This is a genomic window from Pseudomonas pisciculturae, from assembly GCF_015461805.1.
In the GTDB taxonomy this organism is placed as follows: domain Bacteria; phylum Pseudomonadota; class Gammaproteobacteria; order Pseudomonadales; family Pseudomonadaceae; genus Aquipseudomonas; species Aquipseudomonas pisciculturae.
Map to the genome: position 1 here is coordinate 321,915 of NZ_JACVZE010000002.1, position 26,618 is coordinate 348,532.

23 protein-coding genes are annotated in these 26,618 nt (G+C 59.6%); 6 read left to right on the forward strand and 17 right to left on the reverse strand.

From position 1 onward, the window contains the following. The first annotated feature begins 88 nt into the window (after nt 1-88). Entirely contained in the window at nt 89-664 is a 576-nt protein-coding gene (locus ICY20_RS07150; RefSeq protein WP_159956157.1) for a DUF6436 domain-containing protein, read from the forward strand. A 22-nt stretch (nt 665-686) separates the two neighbouring features. Beyond that, a complete protein-coding gene (locus ICY20_RS07155; protein WP_194937218.1) occupies nt 687-3,041 on the forward strand; it encodes a penicillin acylase family protein in 2,355 nt (784 codons plus the stop codon). 127 nt (nt 3,042-3,168) lie between these two features. Here the strand turns inward: ICY20_RS07155 and ICY20_RS07160 are convergent, their stop codons facing one another. After that, nucleotides 3,169-4,134, reverse strand: coding sequence for a GlxA family transcriptional regulator (locus ICY20_RS07160; protein WP_194937219.1), 966 nt, complete (start codon nt 4,132-4,134; stop codon nt 3,169-3,171). 263 nt (nt 4,135-4,397) lie between these two features. On the opposite strand from ICY20_RS07160, the gene ICY20_RS07165 reads away from it, so the two are divergent. Next, nucleotides 4,398-5,039, forward strand: a complete 642-nt coding sequence (locus ICY20_RS07165; protein ID WP_159956163.1) for an HD domain-containing protein — start codon at nt 4,398-4,400, stop codon at nt 5,037-5,039. Nucleotides 5,040-5,172: 133 nt separating this feature from the next. Here ICY20_RS07165 and ICY20_RS07170 read toward each other — a convergent pair whose 3' ends face one another. From ICY20_RS07170 to ICY20_RS07200, 7 genes are all read right to left on the reverse strand, one after another. Next, nucleotides 5,173-6,057, reverse strand: coding sequence for an ABC transporter permease subunit (locus tag ICY20_RS07170; protein WP_159937711.1), 885 nt, complete (start codon nt 6,055-6,057; stop codon nt 5,173-5,175). After that, nucleotides 6,054-6,974 (reverse strand): ABC transporter permease subunit, encoded by a 921-nt coding sequence (locus tag ICY20_RS07175; protein WP_032884234.1) that lies wholly within the window; start codon nt 6,972-6,974, stop codon nt 6,054-6,056. The genes ICY20_RS07170 and ICY20_RS07175 overlap by 4 nt, the downstream gene beginning before the upstream one ends. After that, entirely contained in the window at nt 6,971-8,113 is a 1,143-nt protein-coding gene (locus tag ICY20_RS07180) for an ABC transporter ATP-binding protein (RefSeq protein ID WP_003195240.1), read from the reverse strand. The genes ICY20_RS07175 and ICY20_RS07180 overlap by 4 nt, the downstream gene beginning before the upstream one ends. 64 nt (nt 8,114-8,177) lie before the next feature. Next, a complete protein-coding gene (locus ICY20_RS07185) occupies nt 8,178-9,272 on the reverse strand; it encodes a polyamine ABC transporter substrate-binding protein (RefSeq protein ID WP_159956165.1) in 1,095 nt (364 codons plus the stop codon). A 151-nt stretch (nt 9,273-9,423) separates the two neighbouring features. After that, entirely contained in the window at nt 9,424-10,518 is a 1,095-nt protein-coding gene (locus ICY20_RS07190) for a polyamine ABC transporter substrate-binding protein (protein ID WP_159956519.1), read from the reverse strand. 195 nt (nt 10,519-10,713) lie between these two features. Continuing rightward, the gene (locus ICY20_RS07195; RefSeq protein ID WP_159956167.1) at nt 10,714-12,078 is read right to left on the reverse strand and encodes an aspartate aminotransferase family protein; all 1,365 of its coding nucleotides are present in this window, start codon (nt 12,076-12,078) and stop codon (nt 10,714-10,716) included. Between the two features lie 58 nt (nt 12,079-12,136). After that, nucleotides 12,137-13,495 (reverse strand): glutamine synthetase family protein, encoded by a 1,359-nt coding sequence (locus ICY20_RS07200; protein ID WP_159956169.1) that lies wholly within the window; start codon nt 13,493-13,495, stop codon nt 12,137-12,139. A gap of 597 nt (nt 13,496-14,092) precedes the next feature. Between ICY20_RS07200 and ICY20_RS07205 the strand changes: the two genes are divergently transcribed. Together ICY20_RS07205 and ICY20_RS07210 are read left to right on the forward strand one after the other, a co-directional pair. Next, nucleotides 14,093-15,469 (forward strand): glutamine synthetase family protein, encoded by a 1,377-nt coding sequence (locus ICY20_RS07205; RefSeq protein WP_003213894.1) that lies wholly within the window; start codon nt 14,093-14,095, stop codon nt 15,467-15,469. A gap of 219 nt (nt 15,470-15,688) precedes the next feature. Continuing rightward, complete coding sequence (locus tag ICY20_RS07210) at nt 15,689-16,318, forward strand: TetR/AcrR family transcriptional regulator (RefSeq protein WP_194937220.1); 630 nt, start codon at nt 15,689-15,691, stop codon at nt 16,316-16,318. Between the two features lie 129 nt (nt 16,319-16,447). On the opposite strand, the gene ICY20_RS07215 is transcribed toward ICY20_RS07210, so the two are convergent. The 8 genes from ICY20_RS07215 to ICY20_RS07250 form a co-directional block, all read right to left on the reverse strand. Beyond that, the gene (locus ICY20_RS07215) at nt 16,448-16,663 is read right to left on the reverse strand and encodes a TOBE domain-containing protein (protein WP_003213899.1); all 216 of its coding nucleotides are present in this window, start codon (nt 16,661-16,663) and stop codon (nt 16,448-16,450) included. A 28-nt stretch (nt 16,664-16,691) separates the two neighbouring features. Next, complete coding sequence (gene ssuB, locus ICY20_RS07220) at nt 16,692-17,498, reverse strand: aliphatic sulfonates ABC transporter ATP-binding protein (protein WP_159956173.1); 807 nt, start codon at nt 17,496-17,498, stop codon at nt 16,692-16,694. After that, complete coding sequence (gene ssuC, locus ICY20_RS07225) at nt 17,495-18,283, reverse strand: aliphatic sulfonate ABC transporter permease SsuC (RefSeq protein ID WP_016978992.1); 789 nt, start codon at nt 18,281-18,283, stop codon at nt 17,495-17,497. The genes ssuB and ssuC overlap by 4 nt, the downstream gene beginning before the upstream one ends. Nucleotides 18,284-18,291: 8 nt before the next feature. Next, nucleotides 18,292-19,440: an FMNH2-dependent alkanesulfonate monooxygenase gene (gene ssuD / locus ICY20_RS07230; RefSeq protein ID WP_122488699.1), complete on the reverse strand. Its 1,149-nt coding sequence runs from the start codon at nt 19,438-19,440 to the stop codon at nt 18,292-18,294. Nucleotides 19,441-19,465: 25 nt separating this feature from the next. Next, complete coding sequence (locus ICY20_RS07235; RefSeq protein ID WP_194937221.1) at nt 19,466-20,434, reverse strand: sulfonate ABC transporter substrate-binding protein; 969 nt, start codon at nt 20,432-20,434, stop codon at nt 19,466-19,468. A gap of 94 nt (nt 20,435-20,528) precedes the next feature. Further along, entirely contained in the window at nt 20,529-21,122 is a 594-nt protein-coding gene (ssuE, locus tag ICY20_RS07240; RefSeq protein WP_159956177.1) for an NADPH-dependent FMN reductase, read from the reverse strand. A gap of 271 nt (nt 21,123-21,393) precedes the next feature. Beyond that, a complete protein-coding gene (locus ICY20_RS07245; protein WP_194937222.1) occupies nt 21,394-22,032 on the reverse strand; it encodes a peroxiredoxin in 639 nt (212 codons plus the stop codon). Nucleotides 22,033-22,321: 289 nt separating this feature from the next. Further along, complete coding sequence (locus tag ICY20_RS07250; protein ID WP_194937223.1) at nt 22,322-23,722, reverse strand: OprD family porin; 1,401 nt, start codon at nt 23,720-23,722, stop codon at nt 22,322-22,324. A gap of 370 nt (nt 23,723-24,092) precedes the next feature. On the opposite strand from ICY20_RS07250, the gene tauA reads away from it, so the two are divergent. Then, nucleotides 24,093-25,079 (forward strand): taurine ABC transporter substrate-binding protein, encoded by a 987-nt coding sequence (gene tauA, locus ICY20_RS07255; RefSeq protein WP_194937224.1) that lies wholly within the window; start codon nt 24,093-24,095, stop codon nt 25,077-25,079. A gap of 129 nt (nt 25,080-25,208) precedes the next feature. On the opposite strand, the gene argA is transcribed toward tauA, so the two are convergent. After that, nucleotides 25,209-26,510 (reverse strand): amino-acid N-acetyltransferase, encoded by a 1,302-nt coding sequence (gene argA / locus ICY20_RS07260; protein ID WP_159956185.1) that lies wholly within the window; start codon nt 26,508-26,510, stop codon nt 25,209-25,211. Nucleotides 26,511-26,618 lie beyond the last annotated feature (108 nt).

Genomic DNA, 26,618 nt, shown 5'->3' on the forward strand with positions numbered 1-26,618 from the left:
GACTTACGGTGAAGATGAATATCGAGCTGCGATATTCATCTGTCAGGACAAGCATGGCAAGCTACGCGACCTTCGAGGATTGATCTGAATGCGACAGCCCTTCCGTTCTGCCCTGTTCGCCAGCCTGATCCTGGTCATCTGCGCGGGCGTGTTGTGGGCGGCGTATGACTGGTTCCAGGGCCGCTACCTGCGGGCCTTCAGCGAACACACCGCGGTGTTTTCCGGCGACCCCTTGAGGTTGCCTGCCGACCTGGCCGGCCCCGGGCCGATCCGCCTGGTGCACTTCTGGGACCCGGCCTGCCCGTGCAATGTCGGTAACCAACAGCACCTGGGTGAGTTGGTCGAGCACTACGCGCCCCAGGGCGTTGAGTTCTACGCCCTGCAAAAACCCGGCAGCCACGGTCAGTTACCCGATAACCTGCGCAAAATGAAAACCCTCACCGCCCTGCCCGGCGCCGACCAAATACCGGCGAGCCCGGCCGTAGGCATCTGGGACCGCTCGGGCAAGCTCGCGTATTTCGGGCCGTACAGCGAAGGGCTGACGTGCAACTCCAGTAACAGTTTTATCGAGCCCATTCTCAAGGCGCTTGAAGACGGGCGCGATGTACAGGCCACCCACACCCTGGCGGTAGGCTGCTATTGTTCGTGGCCAACCGGCTCATAGCCCACTCTGCCAAGGAAACTTCATGAAGCGCGTCTTGCAGGTTCTCGCGGCTCTGGTGGTACTGCTCGCCCTCGGCGCAGGCTGGTACGTCTACAGCAAGCAACCGACCCGCCAGGGCACGGTGACGCTGGCCAACCTGCAAGGCTCGGTCACGGTGCGCTACGACGACCGTGGCGTGCCGCACATTCGCGCCGAGAACGAGACCGACCTGTATCGCGCCCTAGGCTTTGTGCATGCCCAGGACCGACTGTTCCAGATGGAGATCATGCGTCGCCTGGCCCGTGGTGAGCTGGCCGAGGTGCTGGGCCCCAAGGTGCTGGAGACCGATAAGCTGTTCCGCAGCTTGCGCATCCGTGACCGTGCCGCCACGTACGTCGCGCAACTGGGCCATGAGTCGCCGCACTGGAAGGCCCTGCAAGCCTATCTGGACGGCATCAACCAATATCAGGACAGCCACGCCAGCCCCATGGAGTTCGACGTACTGGGCATCCCCAAGCGACCGTTTACCGCTGAGGACACCATCAGCGTCGCCGGGTACATGGCCTACAGCTTTGCCGCCGCGTTTCGTACCGAGCCGTTGCTGACTTACGTACGCGACCAACTGGGCAGCGATTACCTGAAAGTCTTCGACCTCGACTGGCAGCCCAAGGGCGCCCTCAACCTGGCCGCCAGCGATTGGCAGACCCTCGGCGCCATCGCGGCCCTAAGCGAGCAGGCCCTGGCCGAAAATGGCTTGCCGCAGTTCGAAGGCAGCAACGCCTGGGCCATCAGCGGCAGCCGTACCCAGAGCGGCAAGCCGTTGCTGGCGGGCGACCCGCATATCCGCTTCTCGGTGCCGTCGGTGTGGTACGAGGCGCAGCTGTCGGCGCCGGGCTTTGAGCTGTATGGCTATCACAACGCGCTGGTGCCGGTGGCATTCCTGGGCCACAACCTGGATTTCGGCTGGAGCCTGACCATGTTCCAGAACGATGACCTCGACCTGATCGCCGAGAAGGTCAACCCAGACAACCCCAACCAGGTCTGGTACCACGACCAATGGGTCGACATGACCAGCACCGAGCAACAGATCAAGGTCAAGGGCCAGGCGCCGGTCAGCCTCACCCTGCGCCAATCGCCCAACGGCCCGATTATCAATGACATACTCGGCGAGAACGCAGGCAAGACGCCGATTGCGATGTGGTGGGCGTTCCTCGATACGCAGAACCCGATCCTCGAAGGCTTCTACCAGCTCAACCGTGCCGATACCCTGGCCAAAGCCCGTGCAGCGGCGGCCAAGGTGTCGGCGCCAGGCTTGAACATTGTGTGGGCCAACGCCAAGGGTGATATCGGCTGGTGGGCGGCGGCGCAGTTGCCGATCCGCCCGGCCGGGGTCAACGCCGGGTTTATCCTTGATGGCAGCACTGCCCAGGCCGATAAATTGGGGTTTTACCCGTTCAGCGCCAACCCTCAGGAAGAGAACCCGGCGCGTGGCTACGTGGTGTCGGCCAACGCCCAGCCTGTATCGCCCACTGGCATGGAGATCCCCGGTTATTACAACCTCGCCGACCGTGGCCAGCAGTTGAATACCCAGTTGAGCGACAAGAGCGTGAAGTGGAACGTGAACAACAGCCAGGCCTTGCAGCTCGGCACCACCACCGCGTTCGGCCCGCGCCTGCTGGCACCGCTGTTGCCGGTGCTGCGTGAGGTGGTCAAGGACCCGGCGCAGCTCAAACTGGTGGAGCAATTGGCCGCCTGGAAAGGCGACTACCCGCTGGGATCCACCAGTGCCACGCTGTTCAACCAGTTCCTGTTCAACCTCACCGATGCAGCGTTCCGCCCCAAACTGGGCGACGGCATGTTCAAGACCCTGCTCAGCACCCGCGTGATCGACGCCGCCCTGCCACGCCTGGCCGCCACACCGGATTCGCCCTGGTGGGCTGGCAAGCGCAGCGAAATCGTCAAGCTTGCGTGGGACAACAGCCTCGCGCACCTCAAGGCCACGTTCGGCGAAGACCCAAGCCAATGGCAATGGGGCAACGCACACACCCTGACCCACGGCCACCCGCTGGGCATGCAAAAGCCGTTGGACAAGGTGTTCAACGTCGGCCCGTTCCCGGCACCGGGCAGCCATGAAGTACCGAATAACCAGTCCGCCATGATCGGCCCGGCGCCGTGGCCGGTGACTTATGGGCCGTCGACCCGACGCTTGATCGACTTTGCCGATGCGGCCCATGCGCTGACCATCAACCCGGTGGGGCAAAGCGGGGTGCCGTTTGATCGGCACTATGGGGACCAGGCAGAGACGTATATCGAGGGTGGGTATGAGCAGGCGCACTTCAGTGATGAGGAAGTGACGGCGAATACGCGGGGCACCCTGAAGCTGCTGCCAGCCCGATAATCATCTGCAAACCCAATCAGTGTGGGAGCTGGCTTGCCTGCGATAGCGGTGTATCAGTGACTGATTTGTTTACTGATACACCGCTATCGCAGGCAAGCCAGCTCCCACATTTGATTTGTGTACACAGTCAGATAGGGGCAGCGAAGTTGAGTCGAAACTGCTGCGGCGTCACACCCAGCCTACGGTTGAACACACTGCGCATGTGCTGTGCGTCGCGAAAGCCGCACTGATAGGCCACGGTCTTGAGTGGGACGGGGCTGCTTTCGAGCATCACCCGCGCAGCGTCTACCCGCGCTCGCTCGACGAATTCAGCCGGGGTGATGCGCGCCTCACGGGCAAACACCCGCGAGAAGTTGCGCGCACTCATATTGGCCGCCTTGGCCAGGTCGGCAATGGTCAAATCCCCCGTCAGGTTCGCCAACACGTACAACTGCACCAGTGCCACCGCCGAGGTGGTTTCGGCGTGAGGCGTGAGAAACGGGCTGAACTGCGACTGCCCACCCGAACGCTGGGTAAACACCACCAGACGCTTGGCCACGCTCAGCGCCACTTCCGGGCCGTGGTCCTGGGCCAACAGGTACAGCGACAGGTCGATGCCCGCCGTCACCCCGGCCGAGGTGTAGAGGTTGCCGTCCTGCACATAGAGGCGGTCGGCCTCGACCTGGGCCGTAGGGCACAGGCGTGCCAGGTCGGCGGCGTCGTTCCAGTGGGTGGTGACGGTTTTGCCATCCAGCAACCCGGCGCGGGCGAGCATGAAGGCGCCGTTGCAGATTGAGCCGAAGCGCTGGGCTCTTTGGGTTGCGCCGCGTAGCCAGTCATCGAATTGAGCGCCGAAATCTTCGAAAGGCAACTGCGGGCCGCCAGCGACCAATAGCAGGTCGTAGGCTTGCAGGGCTTCGCTGTAATGCCGATGGGCCTGCAATGACAGGCCGTTGGAGGCAGCCATGTTGCCGTGCACCAGACCCAGCACTTCAAGTTGGTAGTGGTCTTCACGCGCCAGAAACCGATTGGCCTCGCAGAACACATCTAGGGGGCCGGTCACGTCCAGCGACTGGACACCGGGGAAGATCAGGATCGCGACGGTTTTGCCCATGCTCACAGACACCTATGTCTTACTGAATAAATACAGAACCTTGTGGGAGCTGGCTTGTCGGGTCGCCGTATCGCTGCGATGCAGACACCTCGGTCTGTCAGGTATACCGAGGTGATGCTATCGCAGGCAAGCCAGCTCCCACATTTGACCGAGTACACCCTTGGCGCGATGTACAACCACATTGGCCGGGATCGCGCCCTCGCCGCGATAGCCCCTGCACAGGCACGCGACCAGACTGGGATCTTTCCAGAGGAGCACCCACCATGACCACCACCATCGCCGGCATCCCGATCCCCGACAGCGCCCTGGCCAAGGCCACCACCGAATACATCCGCGACGTCGAATCCGACCTGCTCTACCACCACTCCCGCCGGGTTTTCCTGTTCGGCGCGTTGAGCGGTGAGCGCAAGCAACTGGCCTATAACCCGGAGCTGCTGTACGTCGGCGCAATGTTCCATGACCTGGGCCTGGTAGCCGGTCATCGCAGTGACAACGAACGTTTCGAAGTGGACGGCGCCAACGCGGCGGCGGCCTTCCTCAAGCCTTACGGGCTGAGCGATGACGATATCGAACAGGTGTGGCTGTCCATCGCCCTGCACACCACGCCGGGCGTGCCCCAGCATCTGCGCCCGACCGTTGCTTTGGTTACCGCAGGCGTTGAGATGGACGTGCTGGGCATGGACTACGCGGCGTTTTCCAGCGTGCAGCGCGAAGCGGTGGTGCATGCGCATCCACGGGGTGAAGGGTTCAAGGAATGCATCATCTGCGCATTTGCCGACGGCTTGCGCCATCGCCCGCAGACCACGTTTGGGAATGTGAAGACCGATGTGCTGGTGGATCAGGAGCCGGGGTTCAGGCCGATGAATTTTGTGGAGGTCATCCGCAAGTCGCCCTGGACCGCGTAGTTTTGGACTTGAAATGCAATCCAATGTGGGAGGGGGCTTGCCCCCGATAGCGGTGTATCAGTGTCAGGTGTACTGACTGACACACTGCTATCGGGGGCAAGCCCCCTCCCACATTTGGACCCAGTTCCGGCCTTTAGACCGGCGCAGGCGCCCGGCGCTTATCCGGCTGCTGCCAACCATCCGCCGCCGCTTCTTCAATCGCTTGCTGAATGGCTTTCTTGCGGTGCTCTTCAGCACGACGGCTGAAGAACCACACCAGGAAGGTCACCAACGATACAGCCAACAAAATCAAGCTAGCCACGGCGTTGATCTCGGGTTTAACCCCAAGGCGCACCGCCGAGAACACTTCCATCGGCAAGGTGGTGGAGCCCGGGCCGGATACGAAGCTGGCCAGTACCAGGTCATCCAGCGACAGCGCAAACGACATCATGCCGCCCGCCGCCAACGATGGCGCGATCATCGGGATGGTGATCAGGAAGAACACCTTCCAGGGCCGCGCGCCCAAATCCATCGCCGCTTCTTCGATCGACAGGTCCAACTCACGCAAACGCGCCGATACGACTACCGCCACATACGCCGCACAGAACGTGGTGTGGGCGATCCAGATGGTGACGATGCCACGCTCCTGCGGCCAGCCGATCATCTGCGCCATGGCGACAAACAGCAGCAACAGCGACAGACCGGTGATCACCTCTGGCATCACCAACGGCGCGGTCACCAGGCCGCCGAACAGCGTGCGGCCCTTGAATTGGCTGATGCGGGTCAGCACAAAGGCCGCCAACGTACCCAGCGCCACCGCCGCCACCGCCGTGTAGCAGGCGATTTCCAGGGAGCGCGCCACCGAGCCCATCAACTGGGTGTTGTCCAGCAGGCCCACGTACCACTTGATCGACCAACCGCCCCACACCGTCACCAGTTTGGATTCGTTGAACGAGTAGATCACCAGGATCAGCATCGGCAGGTAGATAAACACCAACCCCGCCACCAGCATGAAGCTTGAGAAACTGACGCGCTTCATATCTTGCCCTCCATCTCTTTGGCTTGGCTGCGGTTGAACAGGATGATCGGCACGATCAGGATCGCCAGCATCACCACCGCCAGGGCAGATGCCACCGGCCAGTCACGGTTGTTGAAGAATTCTTGCCACAACACTTTACCGATCATCAGCGTTTCCGGGCCGCCCAGCAGTTCCGGGATCACGAACTCGCCCACCACCGGGATAAACACCAGCATGCAGCCGGCGATGATGCCGTTCTTGGACAGTGGCACGGTGATTTTCCAGAAGCTGTTGAAGGTGCTCGACCCCAGGTCAGAAGCGGCTTCCAGCAGGCTCTGATCATGCTTCACCAGGTTGGCGTACAGCGGCAGGATCATGAACGGCAGGTACGAATAGACCACGCCGATATACACCGCGATGTTGGTGTTGAGGATCTGCAGCGGTTCGTTGATCAGCCCCATGGACATCAGGAAGCCATTGAGTAAGCCGTTGTTGCTGAGGATGCCCATCCACGCATACACGCGGATCAGGATCGCGGTCCAGGTCGGCATCATGATCAGCAGCACCAGCACGGTCTGCATCTCTTTGCGCGCGGTAGCAATGGCGTACGCCATCGGGTAGCCGATCAGCAGGCACAGCAGCGTGCTGAAAAAAGCCATCTTCAGCGAACCCAGGTACGCGGCGATGTACAGCTCGTCACCCGCCAGCAAGCTGTAGTTAGCCAGGTTCAACACCACCTGCAACTTCTGCTCAACGTAGGTGTAGATCTCGGTGTACGGCGGGATCGCCACGTCGGCTTCGGCAAAGCTGATTTTCAGCACGATAAAAAACGGCAGTGCAAAGAACAGGAACAGCCACAGGAACGGAATCCCGATGACCACCTGCTTGCCACTGGGAACGAGGCGGTTCAAGCGCCGCTTGAGCTTTTTTGTGTTCATGAGCGAAGTACCACGCCGCTGTCGTCTTCCCACCACACGTACACCTGGTCACCCCAGGTTGGGCGCTGACCACGGCGCTCGGCGTTGGCGACGAAGGACTGCACCAGCTTGCCGCTCGGCAGCTCGACGTAGAACACCGAGTGGCCGCCCAGGTAAGCAATGTCGTGCACCTTGCCGCTGGACCAGTTGTGCTCGCAAGTCGGCATCTCGGTGGTCACCAGCAGCTTTTCCGGGCGGATGGCGTAGGTCACCGACTTGTCTTCCACCGAGGTGGCGATGCCGTAGCCCACGTAGATGTCGCGATCCAGGTCCGGGCACTTGAGCACCGCGTGGCCTTCGGCGTCGTCCACCACCTGGGTGTCGAAGATGTTGACGTTGCCGATGAACTCGCACACCAGGCGGCTGGTGGGGGTTTCGTAGATGTCGATCGGGCTGCCGATCTGGGCGATCCAGCCCAGGTGCATGATCGCGATGCGCTCGGCCATGGTCATGGCCTCTTCCTGGTCGTGGGTCACCATCACGCAGGTCACGCCAACGCGCTCGATGATCTCTACCAGTTCCAGCTGCATCTGCGAACGCAGTTTCTTGTCGAGGGCGCCCATAGGCTCATCGAGCAGCAGCAGTTTCGGGCGCTTGGCCAGCGAGCGGGCCAGGGCCACACGCTGGCGCTGGCCACCGGACAACTGGTGCGGCTTGCGCTTGGCGTACTGGCTCATCTGTACCAGCTTGAGCATCTCGGCCACGCGGGCATCCACTTCGGCTTTTGGGATCTTGTCCTGTTGCAGGCCGAAGGCGATGTTTTGCGCCACGGTCATGTGCGGGAACAACGCGTAGGACTGGAACATCATGTTGATCGGCCGCTCGTAGGGCGGCATATCGGTGATGTCCACACCGTCGAGGTAGATGCGACCCTCGGTCGGGCGCTCGAAACCTGCGAGCATGCGCAGCAAGGTGGACTTGCCCGAACCCGAACCGCCGAGCAAGGCGAAGATCTCGCCTTTCTTGATTTCCAGGGACACATCGTCCACGGCAATCGTCTCGTCGAACTTCTTCGTGACCCGGTCGATTTTGACCAGCACCTTCTTCGGTGTCTGGTCCCCTTCGAGGGCTTTCTTATAGGCGCCGGAGGCAACTGCCATTTACGAAACTCCCAACAAAAATGTCTGTTCGCCCGAAGCAGGCGAACCTTGGATAGTTTGAGCTTTACTTGCCCGTCTTGACCTTGGTCCAGCTGCGGGTCATCAAGCGTTGCACTTTCGGGGGTAGCTCGAAGTTGACAAATGTCCGGTCGAGAACCGCCTGCGGTGGGTAAACCGCTTCGTCGGTGCGTATCGATTGCTCCATCAGCTTGTCCGCCCCAGGGTTAGGGTTGGCGTAACCGACGTAATCACTGACCTGGGCGATCACCTCAGGTTGCAGCAAATAGTTGATGAAGGCGTGGGCCTCTTTGACGTTGGTGGCGTCCTTGGGGATAGCCAGCACGTCAAACCACAGGTTGCCGCCTTCTTTCGGAATCGCGTAGGCGATGTTCACGCCTTTGCCAGCCTCGGCTGCACGCGCCTTGGCCTGGAACACATCGCCGGAAAACCCGGCGGCCACGCAGATGTTGCCGTTGGCCAGGTCGGAGATGTATTTGGAAGAATGGAAATAGGTCACGTAGGGCCGCACTTTGAGCAGCTTCTCTTCGGCCTTCTTGTAGTCGTCCGGGTTGGTGCTGTTAGGGTCAAGGCCCATGTAGTTGAGCACCGCCGGCAGCATTTCGTCCGCCGAGTCCATGAACGACACGCCGCAGGTGGCGAGTTTTTTCATGTTCTCAGGCTCGAACAGCACGGCCCAGGAGTCGATATGGTCGACGCCCAGCACTTCCTTCACCTTGTCGACGTTGTAACCAATGCCGTTGGTGCCCCACAGGTACGGCACGGCGTATTGGTTGCCCGGGTCGTTCTTTTCCAGGCGTTTGAGCAGTGCCGGGTCGAGGTTGGCATAGTTAGTCAGCAACGACTTGTCCAGCTTTTGGAACGCCCCGGCCTTGATCTGCTTGCCCAGGAAGTGGTTGGACGGCACAACCACGTCATAGCCCGTACGCCCGGCCAGCAACTTGCCTTCCAGGGTTTCGTTGGAATCAAACACGTCATACACCGGCTTGATGCCGCTGGCCTTTTCGAAGTTGGCCAGAGTGTCGGTGCCGATGTAATCCGACCAGTTATAAATATGCACCGTCGGTGCGGCCTGCACGCTCAACGTCAGCGTGACACCTGCACCCACCAGCATGGCTTTGCGAAATAAAGAAATTGGCAAGTGGAGGTCCTCTTAAATAGTTGGGCCTGAAAGTTGTTGCCCGGCAACAAAACCGGCGCGCAACTTACCCTCGATAAACCGATCCGGCAAAACTTTCTGTCATTTAATGTGTGGGAAGGGGGCACCAGCCCCCTTCCACAGGTTTTAAGGCTTATTTGCCCGATTTGATCTTGGTCCAGCTGCGTGTCATTTCACGCTGGGTCGCAGCCGGCAAATCCGCAATCGCGTAGAGCTTGGCTTGCACGTCTGCTGGCGGGTAGATGCCTGGGTCGCTGGTGATGTCTTTGTCGACCAGAGCGGTAGCTTTCTCGTTACCGTTCGGGAAACGCACGCTGTTGGTGATCGACGCCATGACTTCTGGTTTGAGCAGGTAGTTCATGAACGCGTACGCAGCGTCGACGTTTTCGGCATCTTTAGGGATGGCGACCATGTCGAAGAAGCTACCAGCGCCTTCTTTCGGAATGTCATAGGCGACCTTGACCTTGCCACCGGCTTCAGCCGCGCGGGACTTGGCCTGCTGGATGTCACCCGAGTAACCCACGGCGACACAGATGTTGCCGTTGGCGAGGTCCGAGATGTACTTGGACGAGTGGAAGTAGCCAATCGAAGGACGGATCTTGAGGAACAGCGCCTCAGCTTGCTTGAGGTCGTCTTTCTTCTGGCTGTCGGTCGGCAGACCGAGGTAATGCAGGGCGATCGGCAACATTTCGGTTGGCGAATCGAGGAAGCTCACGCCGCAGCTTTTGAGCTTGGCGATGTTTTCAGGCTTGAGCAGCACGTCCCACGAATCGATCTTGTCCACGCCCAGCGCAGCCTTGACCTTCTCCGGGTTGTAGCCGATACCGATGGAGCCCCACATGTACGGGAAGGCGTGTTTGTTGTCCGGGTCGCTGACCGACACGGCCTTGAGCAGGGATTTGTTCAGGTTGCCGTAGTTAGGCAGCTTGGACTGGTCCAGCTCCTGGTAGACACCGGCCTTGATCTGCTTGGCGAGGAAGTTGTTCGACGGCACGACCACGTCGTAACCGGACTTGCCTGCCAGCAACTTGGCTTCCAGGGTTTCGTTGCTGTCGAAAACGTCGTACACCACTTTGATGCCCGACTCTTTTTCAAAGTTGGCGATGGTGTCCGGTGCAATGTAGTCGGACCAGTTGTAGACGTGCAGTACTTTGCCGTCTGCCTGGGCCGCGCCCGCCATTGCGCCCATCAGGGACAAGGCGAGGAGAGTCTTGCCAGCGTTCTTCAAACCTAATGCCTTCATTTGGTGATGCTCCAATTTTTCTTTTTTGGGCCACGTTCTTACATTGATTCTGCGGCCCGTCTAAAGGGCAACAAAACAGGGCGACAGTCTGGCAAGTTCCGAGGCCGGCTTTCAACCAAAGCCTCATCTAAACTGCTCAGCGCGCAGCACCCGAAAGCCGCTGCGTGCTGAGCCTAGCACTTAGCCCTGCAATGCCGCCAAAGTCAGGTCCAGGCACTGGCGAGCCTTGGTCACCAGCTCGTCGATCTCCGCCTGGCTGATCACCAGCGGCGGCGAAATGATCATGGTGTCGCCCACGGCGCGCATGATCAGGCCATTCTCGAAGCAGAAGGTTCGGCAGATCATGCCGGCCCCGCGGCCTTCATAGCGCTTGCGCGTGGCCTTGTCCTGCACCAACTCAATGGCACCGAGCATGCCCACACCGCGCACTTCACCCACCAGCGGGTGATCAGCCAGTTCCCTCAGACGTTTCTGCAAATACGGTGCCGTTTCGTCGTGCACACGGTTAACGATTTTTTCATCACGCATGATCCGGATGTTTTCCAGGGCCACTGCGGCGGCCACCGGGTGACCGGAGTAGGTGAAACCGTGGTTGAAATCGCCGCCTTCGTTCAGCACCTCGACCACTTCGTCGCGCACGATCAGGCCACCCATGGGGATGTAGCCCGAGGTCAGGCCCTTGGCGATGGTCATCATGTGCGGCTTGAGGTCGTAGAAATCGCTACCGAACCACTCACCGGTACGGCCAAACCCGCAGATCACTTCGTCGGCGACAAACAGGATGTCGTACTTGGCGAGGATTTCCTTGATGCGCGGCCAGTAGCTGGCAGGCGGCACGATCACGCCGCCAGCACCCTGGATCGGCTCGGCAATAAACGCACCGACGTTGTCTACGCCCAGTTCGAGGATCTTCTCTTCCAACTGGTTGGCGGCCCAGATCCCGAACTCTTCAGGGCTCATGTCGCCGCCTTCGCCAAACCAGTACGGCTGCGCGATGTGGGTGATGCCCGGGATCGGCAAATCACCTTGTTCGTGCATATAAGTCATGCCGCCCAGGCTGGCGCCGGCCACGGTGGAGCCGTGGTAGCCATTCTTGCGGCTGATGATGGTTTTTTTGTTTGGCTGGCCCTTGATCGCCCAGTAGTGGCGGACCATGCGCAACATGGTGTCGTTGCCTTCGGAGCCAGACCCGGTGAAGAACACGTGGTTCATACCGGCGGGCGCGATGTCGGAAATGGCCTTGGCCAGCTCCAGCACCGGCGGGTGAGCGGTCTGGAAGAACAGGTTGTAGTACGGCAGTTCTTTCATTTGTTTGGCGGCGGCGTCAGCCAGTTCATCGCGACCGTAACCGATCGCCACGCACCACAGGCCGGCCATGCCGTCGAGGATCTTGTTGCCTTCGCTGTCCCACAGGTAAACGCCATGGGCTTTGGTAATGATGCGCGGGCCTTTCTCTTTCAATTGCTTGAAGTCGCTGAACGGCGCCAGGTGGTGATCACTGCTCAAGGCTTGCCATTCACGGGTTTGCGGGTTGTTGCTGGACATACCGATCTCCTAGACTTTTCAGTGAAGGGCGCGCCGTGTGAAGGGCGCGCCCGGCGCATCAGACGGCGAAGAGCAGGAATTCCCGCTCCCACGAACTGATCACGCGCTTGAAGTTTTCATGCTCGGCCCGCTTGACCGCGACGTAGCCTGTGATGAATTTCTGACCCAGGTATTTCTCGATGGTCTTGCTGTTTTCCATGCGTTCCAGGGCGTCTTCGATGGTCAACGGCAGGCGCAGGTTGCGTCGCTCGTAACCACGACCGACCACCGGTGCGCTCGGGTTATGGCCTTCGACCATGCCGATGTAGCCGCACAACAAGCTGGCGGCAATCGCCAGGTACGGGTTGGCGTCGGCGCCCGGCAGGCGGTTTTCGACGCGACGGTTCTGCGGGCCGGCATCCGGTACGCGCAGGCCGACGGTGCGGTTCTCTTCGCCCCATTCCACGTTCACCGGCGCCGAGGTGTCGGGCAGGAAGCGGCGGAACGAGTTCACGTTGGGGGCGAACAGCGGCAGCAATTCCGGGATGAATTTCTGCAAGCCGCCAATGTGGTTGAGGAACAGCTGGCTCATGGTCCCGTCTTCATTGGAGAAGACGTTCTTGCCGGTGTTGATGTCGATGATGCTCTGGTGCAGGTGCATCGCACTGCCGGGCTCGCCGGTCATCGGCTTGGCCATGAAGGTGGCGGCCACATTGTGCTTGAGCGCGGCTTCGCGCATGGTGCGTTTGAACACCAAAATCTGGTCAGCCAGGGACAGCGCATCGCCGTGACGGAAGTTGATTTCCATCTGCGCGGTGCCGTCTTCGTGGATCAGGGTATCGAGGTCCAGCTCCTGCAGTTCGCACCAGTCGTAGACGTCTTCGAACAACGGGTCGAATTCGTTGGCTGCTTCTATAGAGAAGGACTGGCGACCCGTCTCCGGGCGCCCGGAACGGCCAATCGGCGGTTGCAGCGGGAAGTCCGGGTCTTCGCAGCGTTTGGTCAGGTAGAACTCCATCTCCGGCGCCACGATAGGCTGCCAGCCTTTGTCGGAGTACAGCTTGAGGACTTTCTTGAGCACGTTGCGCGGCGACAGCTCTATCGGGTTGCCTTGCTTGTCGTAGGTGTCGTGGATCACCTGGGCGGTGGGCTCGATGGCCCAGGGCACCAGGAATACCGCGTTCTGGTCGGGGCGGCAGATCATGTCGATGTCGGCCGGGTCGAGCAATTCGTAGTAGATGTCGTCTTCGACATAGTCGCCGGTCACGGTCTGCAACAGAACGCTCTCGGGCAGGCGCATGCCTTTTTCGGCGATGAACTTGTTGGTCGGCGAAATCTTGCCCCGGGTGATACCGGTGAGGTCGCCAATCATGCATTCGACTTCTGTGATCTTGTGGTCTTTCAACCAATCGGTGAGCTGGTCGAGGTTGTTACTCATAAATGCCTCTGGGCTGGGTTTCCTGGCATCCATTAAAGGCCAGGCGTTGGTTGACGCAGCATCCGCGTCGTTTTTTCATTCAGGGTAGGAGCTTACCTGCCATTTGCTGCAGCGTTGCATTCCTCACGCCAAAGTTGTGCGCAATCTTGAGCAACACACTGGGCGAGCGCGGTTGAGCGGTAGATGAGGAGGCAAAAAAGAGGTCGGCCCGAGCGTCAAGAATATTGGCCGGGGCGCGGGCGATGCCGCAGGAGGAATGTACGGATGACACAGCCCGGCGCAAGCGGGCCAAGACGCCGTTGGGCGGCAGGTGACACATGAAGCACCCCGGTATTATTGCTGTTATGGGTTTGAATCGAGCTTAGCCTTGTTCATTTTTTTACACAACACCCCCGTAAAAAATACAACACGGCCCGCTCAAGCCTGCGAGTCCTACTGACTTCAAACTCAAAAAACCGCCCCAAAAAGCCCCAAAAATGCCTTCACGGCGCTTTTTTAGGGCAAAAAAGGCCTCGCTTGACTTCGGCATGCCGTTCGGGTTGACTGAAACCAGAAAAGATCAATGATTGATATTTTTAACAACAAAGGTGTTGCATCATGTCGGTACCCCCGCGTGCCGTTCAGCTTAACGAAGCGAACGCGTTCCTTAAGGATCATCCTGAGGTTCTGTACGTAGACCTTCTAATTGCGGATATGAATGGTGTGGTGCGCGGCAAGCGCATCGAACGCACCAGCCTCCACAAGGTTTACGAGAAGGGCATTAACCTGCCTGCCTCTTTATTTGCCCTGGATATCAACGGCTCGACGGTGGAAAGCACCGGCCTGGGTCTGGACATCGGTGATGCTGACCGAATCTGTTATCCGATCCCCGACACCCTGTGCAACGAGCCTTGGCAAAAGCGCCCTACCGCGCAACTGCTGATGACCATGCACGAACTTGAAGGTGAACCTTTCTTCGCCGATCCGCGTGAAGTGCTCCGCCAAGTTGTAAGCAAATTTGACGACCTCGGTCTGACCATCTGCGCTGCCTTCGAGCTTGAGTTCTACCTGATCGACCAGGAGAACGTGAACGGCCGCCCACAACCGCCCCGCTCGCCGATCTCCGGCAAACGCCCGCACTCGACACAGGTCTACCTGATCGACGACCTCGACGAATACGTCGACTGCCTCCAGGACATTCTGGAAGGTGCAAAAGAGCAAGGCATCCCGGCCGACGCCATCGTCAAGGAAAGTGCCCCGGCCCAGTTCGAAGTGAACCTGCACCACGTCGCCGACCCGATCAAGGCTTGCGACTACGCGGTACTGCTCAAGCGCCTGATCAAGAACATCGCCTACGACCATGAGATGGACACCACCTTCATGGCCAAGCCTTACCCAGGCCAGGCAGGCAACGGTTTGCACGTACACATCTCCATTCTGGACAAGGACGGCAAGAACATCTTTGCCAGTGAGGATCCCGAGCAGAACGCCGCATTGCGTCACGCGATCGGCGGTGTGCTGGAGACCCTACCTGCTCAAATGGCGTTCCTGTGCCCCAACGTCAACTCCTACCGTCGTTTCGGCGCACAGTTCTACGTGCCGAACTCGCCGTGCTGGGGCCTCGACAACCGCACCGTGGCGATTCGCGTACCGACCGGCTCATCCGATGCCGTACGTATCGAACACCGCGTGGCCGGCGCCGATGCCAACCCTTACCTGCTGATGGCTTCGGTATTGGCGGGCGTGCACCACGGCCTGACCAACAAGATCGAGCCTGGCGCACCGGTGGAAGGCAACAGCTACGAGCAAAACGAACAAAGCCTGCCGAACAACCTGCGTGATGCCCTGCGCGAGTTGGACGACAGCGAGGTGATGGCCAAGTACATCGATCCTAAGTACATCGATATCTTCGTCGCCTGTAAGGAAAGTGAGCTGGAAGAGTTTGAACATTCCATCTCTGACCTTGAGTACAACTGGTATCTGCATACCGTTTAATCGGTGGTTGCATTGAAAAAAGCTGCAGGTTTTATAGCCTGTGGCTTTTTTTTGGGTTTTTTCCGGTAGACCGAGTGGGCTTCATCGCAGGCAAGCCAGCTCCCACATTTTGATCTGTGAACACATTTAAGGGTGGGAGCTGGCTTGCCTGCGATGGGGCCCTGGCAGACAACACAGATTCCTGCTCATACAATGCCCCCTGCCTTGTAGGAGACTTCCATGACCACCCGCCCCGCCACCCCTCGCAAACCCCGCGCCCGCAGCCAGGCCCGGATCGACGCGATCCTCGACGCCGCCCGCACCCTGCTGGCCGCCGAAGGCGTGGCTGGTTTGTCGATCTACAGCGTGGCAGAGCGGGCGCAGATACCACCGTCGTCGGTGTATCACTTTTTCGCCAGCGTGCCGGCACTGCTCGAAGCGCTGACTGCCGACGTGCACGCCGCCTTCCGAGCGGCCATTCAGGCGCCTATCGAGCATGATTCACTCAAGCACTGGCGCGACCTTTCCTACATCGTCGAACAGCGCATGCTCACCATCTACGACCATGACGCCGCCGCTCGCCAGTTGATCCTGGCGCAGCACGGGCTGACTGAGGTGACGCAGGCTGACCGTCAGCATGATCTGGAATTAGGTGATTTGATGTTGGCCGTGTTCAGCCGTCACTTTGAAGTGCCGACACTGCCAAGCGATGTGGATGTGTTTGCGTTGGCGCTGGAACTGAGCGACCGCGTGTATGCACGCTCGGTGCATCAGCATGGGCTGATCACGCCGCGCATGGCGGAGGAAGGGATGCGGGTGTTTGATGCGTATGTGGGGCTGTATTTGCCGGCTTATCTGCCCAAGCGTTGAGTTTTGTGGAGGCTGGAAGGGCCTCATCGGGGGCAAGCCCCCTCCCACATTTTGAATGTATTCACAGTTCAAAGGTGGGAGGGGCGGTGCGACGATTCGACTTGCCCCCGATGGCGGCCTCAAGGGCAATCACAACTTGGCGATCGACACCTCAGTCGATTTAACGAAAGCAATCACCTCACTGCCAATCACCAACTCCAGCTCTTTAACCGAGCGAGTCGTGATCACCGAAGTCACAATGCCCGACGCCGTCTGCACGTCGATTTCCGACAGCACGTCGCCTTCGACGATTTCCTTGATGGTGCCTTTGAACTGGTTACGCACGTTGATGGCTTTAATAGTCATGTTGTTCTTCCTGTGTGGGACAAGTGAGTTATTGAGCCCAACGCAATTGCGTCGGCAGCGGTGAAACAGGTTCGGGTTCCGGCGGGGTGCCGGGCAGCGACAGCACGCGATTGAGTACTTCGGCTTCCAGCGCCGCCAAGCGGTGCGAGCCACGGGCCCGTGGGCGTGGCAGGTCAACGATCAGGTCCAGGCCGATTTCGCCGTCTTCGATCAAAATCACCCGGTCGGCAATCGCCACGGCTTCGCTGACGTCGTGGGTTACCAGCAACACGGTGAAACCGTGCTTCTGCCACAGGTTTTCGATCAGTTGCTGCATCTCGATGCGGGTCAGGGCATCCAGTGCACCCAACGGCTCATCCAGCAGCAGCAGGCGCGGCTGGTGGATCAGCGCACGGGCCAGGGCCACGCGTTGCTTCTGGCCACCAGACAATGCCGCCGGCCACTCATTGGCGCGTTCGGCCAGACCTACCGCTTCCAGGGCTTCCAACGCTTTGGGGCGCCAGTTGCCTTTAAGGCCCAGGCCCACGTTGTCGATGATCTTTTTCCACGGCAACAGGCGCGCTTCCTGGAACATCAACCGCGTGTCTTCAATCGCTTCGCTCAGCGGTGCAGAACCAGCCAGCAGCTCGCCGCCGCTGGCTTTGTCCAAACCGGCCAGCAGGCGCAGCAAGGTACTTTTGCCGCAACCACTGCGACCGACCACGGCCACGAACTGGCCTGCCGGGATGTGCAGGTCGATGTCCTTGAGCACTTCACGCGCGCCAAAAGCCTTGCGCAATTTGCGCACGGCCAGCGGTATACCTTTGCGCAGGCGTGGCGGTTGTTGAGCAGTCATGCCGCACCTCCTTTATTCACTTGATAAGCCGGGTGCCAGCGCAGCCACACACGTTCCAGGCCACGGGCCGCCAGGTCGGCGAGCTTGCCGAGGATGGCGTACATGACGATGGCCAGTACCACCACGTCGGTTTGCAGGAATTCACGGGCGTTCATCGCCAAGTACCCGATGCCGGAGCTGGCCGAGATGGTTTCTGCCACGATCAGCGTCAGCCACATAAAGCCCAAGGCAAAGCGCACGCCCACTAGGATCGACGGCAGCGCGCCCGGCAAGATCACCTGACGAAACAGGCTGAACCCAGACAAACCGTAGCTGCGCGACATCTCCACCAGCGCCGGGTCAACGTTGCGGATGCCGTGATACGTGTTGAGGTAGATCGGGAACAGCGTGCCGAGGGCGACCAGGAAAATCTTCGCCGTCTCGTCAATGCCGAACCACAGGATCACCAGCGGGATCAGCGCCAAGTGCGGCACGTTGCGGATCATCTGCACCGAGCTGTCCAGCAGGCGCTCGCCCCACTTCGACAAGCCGGTGATAAAGCCCAGGGCTAGACCGATGCTGCCACCGATCACAAAGCCCAGGCCCGCACGCCAGCCGCTAATAGCCAGGTGGGTCCAGATTTCGCCGCTGGCCACCAGATGCACCCCGGCGGCAATCACCGCGCTGGGCGCCGGCAGAATGCGTGTCGACAACCAACCCGCCGACACCGACAACTGCCACACCGCCAGCAATAAGATCGGCAGCACCCAAGGCGCCACGCGATGGCTCAATTTTTCATAGTTCATGGGCTGCCTCAGCTCGCCGACGCAGCTTTGGGAAGGATGTCGTTGGCGACCATTTCGCCGAACGGGCTCACGTATCCAGCGCCTTTAGGCAGCTCGGGACGTTCGATATCCAGGTGAGGGAACAGCAACTCGGCGACCCGATACGACTCTTCCAGGTGTGGGTAACCCGAGAAGATAAAGGTGTCGATACCCAGGTCGGCGTACTCCTTGACCCGCGCCGCAACGGTTGGGCCATCGCCGACCAGCGCAGTACCCGCCCCGCCACGCACCAGGCCTACACCGGCCCACAGGTTGGGGCTGACTTCGAGGTTATCGCGACTGCCACCGTGCAAGGCCGCCATGCGCTGCTGGCCCACCGAGTCAAAGCGCGACAGCGAAGCCTGGGCGCGGGCGATGGTGTCGTCGTCCACATGGGAGATCAGTTTGTCGGCGGCTTTCCACGCCTCTTCGTTGGTTTCGCGCACGATCACATGCAAGCGAATACCAAAGCGCAGGGTGCGCCCGAGCTTTTCAGCCTTGGCCCGCACCTGGGCAATTTTTTCTGCCACGGCGGCCGGTGGCTCGCCCCAGGTCAGCACCATTTCCACTTGCTCGGCGGCCAGGTCCTGGGCCGCGTCGGAGGAACCGCCGAAGTACAGCGGCGGACGCGGTTGCTGGATCGGCGGGTAGAGCAACTTGGCGCCTTTGACGCTGATGTGCTCGCCGTCGTAATCCACGGTTTCGCCTTCCAGCACGCGGCGCCAGATGCGGGTGAATTCCACCGAGGCCTGGTAGCGCTCTTCGTGGCTCAGGAACAAACCATCGCCGGCCAATTCTTCTGGGTCACCACCAGTTACCAGGTTGAACAACGCACGGCCACCGGACAGGCGGTCGAGGGTCGCGGCCTGGCGCGCTGCCACCGTCGGGGAAATGATCCCGGGGCGCAGGGCGACAAGGAATTTCAACCGCTGGGTCACCGGAATCAGCGACGCCGCCACCAGCCACGAGTCTTCGCAGGAGCGGCCGGTAGGGATCAACACCCCGCCGAAGCCCAGGCGATCAGCGGCCTGGGCCACTTGCTGCAAATAACCGTGATCAACGGCGCGAGCGCCTTCGGCGGTGCCAAGGTAATGGCCGTCGCCGTGGGTAGGCAGAAACCAGAAAATATTGAGGCTCATGGAGTTGTCTCCTGAAGAAGTCGGATTACGGCGCTTTGGCTACAGCGGCGGGTGGCGTCCAGATCACGTCCTTGATGCTCAAGGGTTTGGGGATCAATTTGAGTTGGTAGAAGCTGTCGGCGATTTTCTGTTGGGCGGCGACCACTTCCGGGGTCAGGAACAGCGCGCCGTAGCCCTGGCGTTTCACCGAGGTCAGGGTAATGTCAGCCGGCAGGCCCAGCAGCGGTGCAACTTGCTCGGTGACTTCCTGCGGGTTGGCCTTGGACCATTCGCCCACCGCGCGCACTTCTTCGATCAGCGCCTTGATCACTTCCGGGTGCTTTTCGGTGTACGGCTTGGTGGCCAGGTAGAACTGATGGTTGTCGGCGATGCCGGTGCCGTCACGCAGGGTGCGGGCTTGCAGCTGCTTCTCGGCGGCGGCCTGGTAAGGGTCCCAGATCACCCAGGCGTCTACGCTGCCACGTTCGAAAGCGGCACGGGCGTCGGCGGGCGGCAGGAATACGGTCTGCACGTCGGTGTATTTAAGACCGGCATCTTCCAGCGCACGTACCAGCAGGTAGTGCACGTTGGAGCCTTTGTTGAGCACGACTTTCTTGCCCTTGAGCTCGGCCACAGACTTGATCGTCGAGTCTTTGGGCACGAGGATCGCTTCGCTGGTGGGCGCAGGTGGCTCGTAGGCCACGTAGAGCAGGTCGGCACCGGCGGCCTGGGCAAAGACCGGCGGGGTTTCGCCAGTGACGCCGAAGTCGATGGAGCCGACGTTCAAGCCTTCAAGTAGCTGCGGGCCACCCGGGAACTCAGTCCACTGCACGTTCACGCCTTGGGCAGCCAGACGCTTCTCCAGCGTGCCCTTGGCCTTGAGCAGCACCAGCGTGCCGTACTTCTGATAACCGATCCGCAGGGTCTCGGCGGCGTGGGCTTGAACAATGGCGCCGAAGGACACAGCCGCAGCAAACAGTGCGACCAGACCACGACGCAAGATGACAGTGCGCATGGCGCTCTCTCCAAATATGCGATGAGGGGGTTGGCTGCACCTGCTTGGCCGTTGGCGGCTGAGTAAGGTGAGTGTTTCTATAAATCGGTAAGGCTTAGATGCTCCAGCGAGCAGTCAACAAACGGTCATTCAACACGTTGGGGTCCAGCGGTTTCGGGCGGCGGGCCATGGCGCTGTAGAGCGTCTCAAGGGCCTCGTGCAAACGGTGTTCGAGTACCGGCACCAGCTGCGCTTGGGCGCTGCCTTCGCCGTAAGCGATCTGGCTGTCTTCGGCAAAAATGCCGTGGAGCAATTCCTGAGCCTTGAGCGCCGACAACACCGGTTTCAAGGCGTAGTCCACCGCCAGCATATGGGCGATGCTGCCGCCGGTCGCCATGGGCAATACGATCTTGTGGGCCAGGGCGCGCTCGGGCAGCAAGTCGAGCACGGTTTTCAGCGCGCCGGAGAACGACGCCTTGTACACCGGCGTGGCGATCACCAGGCCATCAGCATTGGCCACCTGTTGCAGCAGGTCGATGACCTTGGGGCTGTCGAAGCGGGCGTGCAGCAAGTCTTCAGCCGGGAAGTCCCGTATCTGGTAACTCACGACCTCTACACCTTTGTCTTGCAGCCACTGACGGGTTTTTTCCAGCAAGACCCCGGAGCGGGAACGCTGACTGGGACTGCCTCCAAGTGTTACGACCAACATGCAGGAATTCCTTGAGCAAGTGCCGGCGGTTCGCTGTGTGGCGATGGCGCCAATATGTGACAGACCTTATCAGCAGATTTATATATCTTTAAATCTTATTTTTTCATGTGTTTATTCTTTAAATGCATATGCAGACGATTGATCGCCGGGCGAAAAAAAAGGCCGTCAAAACGGCCTGAAAACCCCTGCATTGTGAGCTTCGAAATGCGATCTAAATGTTGAGGAAGACTTGTGTGGGAGGGGGCAAGCCCCCTCCCACATGGGTTCTGCGTTAGCGGTTGGGTTGTGGGGTCAGCCGCAGGTACGGCTTCACCGCACGATACCCCTTGGGAAAGCGCTTCTTGATCTCTTCCTCGTCTTTAAGCGACGGCACGATCACCACCTCATCACCGTCCTGCCAGTTCGCCGGGGTGGCAACCTTGTGGCTGTCGGTCAGTTGCAACGAGTCGATGACCCGCAGGATTTCGTGAAAATTGCGCCCCGTGCTGGCCGGGTACGTAATGGTCAGGCGCACCTTTTTGTTCGGGTCGATCACGAACAGGGAGCGCACGGTGAGCGTGTCACTGGCATTCGGGTGGATCAGGTCGTACAGGTCAGACACCTTGCGATCAGCATCGGCCAGGATCGGGAAATTGACGACAGTGTTCTGGGTTTCGTTGATGTCTTCGATCCACTTGTGGTGCGAGTCCACCGGGTCGACCGACAGGGCGATGGCCTTGACGCCACGCTTGGCGAATTCGTCCTTGAGCTTGGCGGTGAAGCCCAGCTCAGTGGTGCACACCGGAGTGAAGTCCGCCGGGTGGGAAAACAACACACCCCAGCTATCGCCCAGCCATTCGTGAAAACGGATCTTGCCGGCGCTGGAATCCTGTTCGAAGTCGGGGGCGATGTCGCCCAGTCTTAGGCTCATGGTGTGGCTCCTGGTGAGTGCTTATGGAGCCCACTGTGCATGGAATATTGATTATTTAAAAAGAATAAATATCGATTTATCTAGACGATAAAGGAATATTAAAAATGTGTTCATTGGACGCCGCAACGGGCAGGGAGCACCATCCGCTTCAAGGTTCGAGAAGGCCTTGAGACGCTGTAAAAGATGGGTTCAGGAAGGGCTTGCGGGGGTTTAGCCCGACTTGAAAGCAAAGCACCTTGCCCGGCGTTGCGCCGGGCAAGGTTTTCAGGCTTACAACAGCTTCACGCTACTAGAACAGTGGCAGCGAGTAGCTGACGATCAGGCGGTTTTCGTCCTGATTGCGCTGGCCAGCGATGTCGTTGCGCCATACTGCGTTTTTCCAGGCTACACCGACGTTCTTCAGCGGGCCTTCTGGTACGACGTAGGCAACAGTGATGTCACGTTCCCACTCGTTTGCGCCGTTGGAGTTGGTAGCAACCTGCGGAGTGCCGGTGTTACCACGGGTGTCGATGTTGTCGCCACGCAGGTAAACCACACCAGCGGTCAGGCCAGGTACGCCAACCTTGGCGAAGTCGTACGCGTAGCGAGCTTGCCAGGTACGTTCGCCAGCACGGGCGAACTTGGAGATTTGCGAGTCAGTGGTCAGGTAAGCCGACGAACCGTCGCCTTGGTTCAGCCATGGGAAGTCGCTATCGCCGTTGCTGACCTGGTAACCACCACCGAAGGTGTGACCTGCCACCGAGTACAGGAACAGGCCGCTGTACAGGTTGTTGTCGACTTTACCTTTGTTGATGTTGTTACCGTTGGCCAGGCTGCCGTAGTCACCGGTGGTGTAGTAGTTAGAGTCGTTGGCGTTGGCACCATCAGCGCGGCTATTGAAGTAGCGCAGGTCGGTTTTCAACACGCCAGGACCGATTGCCCAGTTGTGCAGCAAGCCCAGGAAGTGTTGCTTGTAGAACTGGTCCAGATTGCCGTAGTAGTACTGGGCAGTCAGGTCCTTGGTGATTTTGTAGTCACCACCGGCATAGAGGAACTTGTTGCTGTCGCGGCCAGCGGCGGTACGGCCGTTGGCACCGGCGAGAGACAGGTTCTCAACGTTGCTGGAGTTACGACCCTTGGCCTTTTCGATCTGACCGGCTACCAGCGTCAGGTCCTTGATATCGTTAGTGGTGATCTGACCACCTTGGAAAGTCTGCGGCAGCAGACGACCATCGTTGGTAACGATAACCGGCAGCTTAGGCTGCAGGGTGCCCAGTTTCAGTTCGGTCTGGGAGATCTTGGCTTTGGCAGTCAGGCCCAGGCTCGAGAAGTTATCAACGGCTTCGCCGTTAGATTTGCTCGGGAAAACCGTGCCGCCGTAAGAACCCGAGTTGCCGGTCGAACGAGCGGTAGCACCGTTGGTACCGCCGCCCGAATCCAAACGCACACCCAGCAGGCCGATCACATCAAGACCGAAGCCCACGGTGCCTTGGGTGTAACCGGAAGTGAAGCGCAGGTCGAAAGCCTGACCCCATTCTTCTTGCTTGTTCTGCGCTTTGGCCGCTTTGGTCGCGTCGTCACGGTTATCAGTATTGATGTAGAAGTTACGCAGACCCAGAGTGGCCTTGCTGTCTTCGATGAAACCGGCAGCGCCTGCTTGCTGGGCGATTGCGCCCAAAGCTACAGCCAAAGCCAAGGTGGACTTCTTCATGTACCGCTCCTCTCATTTCTAATTTTTGTAGTTCTTTGGTCTCGGGTCTGACGCCCTTGATCCACAGATGCGCGATTAGCACCGGATAGTGACTGACAAGTCAATCGTAACCTTGTGTGTCTACTACCTTGGTCTAATCGCAGTTGATTTGGTCCCTGCAGGGTAATGAGTTTTTCATACACCCAAAAAGAATTATTTCATTCTTTTTCATACGATTCAGGAATAAGCGTTTTCAAGACAGGAGCCGGTCAGAATAATCGACCCGCTCTATAAGCTAATTCCTAAAGGGTATTTGTTAGCGCTTTTTTAGATCGTTTAGTGTTGACGTTCCGTTGCATACGTCACTCACGATCAAAAAGGCGACGCCATCATGGCCAAACGCATATCCTCTCGTCAATTTGTTACAGTTTTTGTGTCACTAATAGTTTCTTTTGCTGTCCAAGCCGCCGATTTAACCATCGGGTACCAAACCGGCATCGACCCGAGCAAGGTCCCTCAGGCCGACGGCCTCTATGAAAAAGCCATTGGCGAGAAGATCGCCTGGCGTCGCTTTAACAGTGGGCCGGAAGTCGTAACCGCTATCGCCTCAGGTGATGTGCAGATCGGCAACCTCGGCTCCAGCCCTCTCGCCGCAGCCGCCTCGCGCAATCTTCCAATCGTGGCGTTTATCGTATCGGCGCAGATCAACAGTTCTGAAGCCTTGGTAGTGCGCAATGGCAGCGGTATCGACAAACCCGAAGACCTGGTGGGCAAGACCATCGCCACCCCGTTCGTCTCGACCTCTCATTACAGCCTGCTGGGCGCCTTGAAGCATTGGGGCCTGGACAGCAAGAAAGTCAAAGTGGTGAACCTGCAACCGGCCGAAATCGCCGCTGCGTGGAAACGTGGCGATATCGACGGTGCGTTCGTGTGGTCACCTGCGCTGGGCGAGATCCGCAAGACCGGCAAAACCCTGACAGACGCGGCGCAGGTGGGTCAGTGGGGCGCACCGACGTTCGAGGTGTGGGTTGCGCGCAAGGATTTTGCCGAAAAACACCCTGACGTAGTGGCCAAGTTTGCCAAGGTCACGCTGGATTCGTTTGCCGACTATGCCGCTCATAAAGACAGCTGGACGGTGGAGTCGGAACCCGTGCAGAAAATCGCCAAATTGACAGGTTCAAATGCCGCGGACATTCCAGAATTACTAAGCGGCACCACGTTCCCGGATGCCCAGGCGCAACAAACCGATGCGCTGCTTAAAGGCGGCACGGCGAAGGCGATTGGGGAGACGGCGAAGTTCTTGAAGGAACAGGGCAAGGTTGAGGCAGTGCTGCCGGATTATTCGGCGTTTGTGACCGATAAATACGCTCGAGACTAAACGCAGTCCAATGTGGGAGGGGGCTTGCTCCCGATAGCGGAGTGTCAGCCAGTACATCTGATACTGATACACCGCAATCGGGAGCAAGCCCCCTCCCACATTAGATCTACATCGGCTGCACGATTGGGTTTACAGGGCCTTTTCGAAGATCTTCGAGTTACGCTGATAGTTGTACAGCGACGCCCTTGCCGACGGCAGGCGGTCCACACTACTTGGCACAAAACCCCGCTCACGGAACCAGTGTGCGGTACGCGTGGTGAGCACAAACAAGGTCTTCAACCCCTGCGCCCGCGCACGAGTCTCGATGCGTTCGAGCAACACATCGCCACGCGCGCCGTGGCGGTACTCGGGGTTCACCGCCAGGCACGCCAACTCGCCCGCGTCCGAATCCGCGATCTGATACAGCGCCGCACAGGCGATGATCATGCCTTCGCGCTCCACCACGCTGAACTGTTCGATCTCACGCTCCAGCACTTCCCGCGAACGACGCACCAGAATGCCCTGCTCTTCCAGCGGGCTGATCAGGTCGAGCAAGCCGCCCACGTCTTCAATTGCCGCTTCGCGCACCAGCTCAAATTGTTCCTGGGCCACCAGCGTACCGCCGCCGTCCCGGGTGAACAGCTCGGTAAGCAAGGCGCCGTCTTCGGCGTAGCTGACGATATGGCTGCGCCCTACGCCTCCACGGCAGGCTTCGGCGGCTGCATCGAGCAATTCGGCCTGGTAGTTGCTACTGCCCAGGCGCTGAAGGTGCGCCGGCACTTGTTGCGGGCGCAGCTCGCGCACCAGGCGACCGTTTTCGTCGATCAAGCCCATGTCGGCACCGAACAACAACAATTTGTCGGCGCCCAGGTCGATGGCGGCCCGGGTAGCGACGTCTTCGCAGGCGAGGTTGAAAATTTCACCGGTAGGCGAATAGCCCAAAGGCGACAGCAGCACGATGGAACGCTCGTCGAGTAGGCGGTTGATGCCCTTGCGGTCGACGCGACGCACTTCGCCGGTGTGGTGATAGTCCACGCCTTCGAGCACGCCAATCGGGCGTGCGGTCACCAGGTTGCCGCTGGCCACCCGCAGGCGCGAGCCCTGCATCGGCGAGGAGGCCATGTCCATCGACAGCCGCGCTTCGATAGCGATACGCAGCTGGCCGACCGCATCGATCACACACTCCAGGGTCGCCGCATCGGTGATGCGCAAGCCTTCGTGATAGGCCGGGATCAGGCCACGCGCTTCAAGGCGCGCCTCGATTTGCGGACGCGAACCGTGCACCAACACCAGCCGCACGCCCAGGCTGTGCAGCAGCACCAGGTCGTGAACGATATTGCCGAAGTTGGGGTGTTCCACACCGTCGCCGGGCAGCATGACCACAAAGGTGCAGTCCCGGTGGGCGTTGATGTAGGGCGAAGCGTGACGAAGCCAATTAACGTAGTCGGGCATAACACCTGGGCCTGTAATAAAAAGCAGCCGAAAAAGGATGAGTCGTGAAAACGCACAGCGGGCTGATGGTTATCGTCGGAACAGGCTTGGCGACACGCTCGCTCTCCT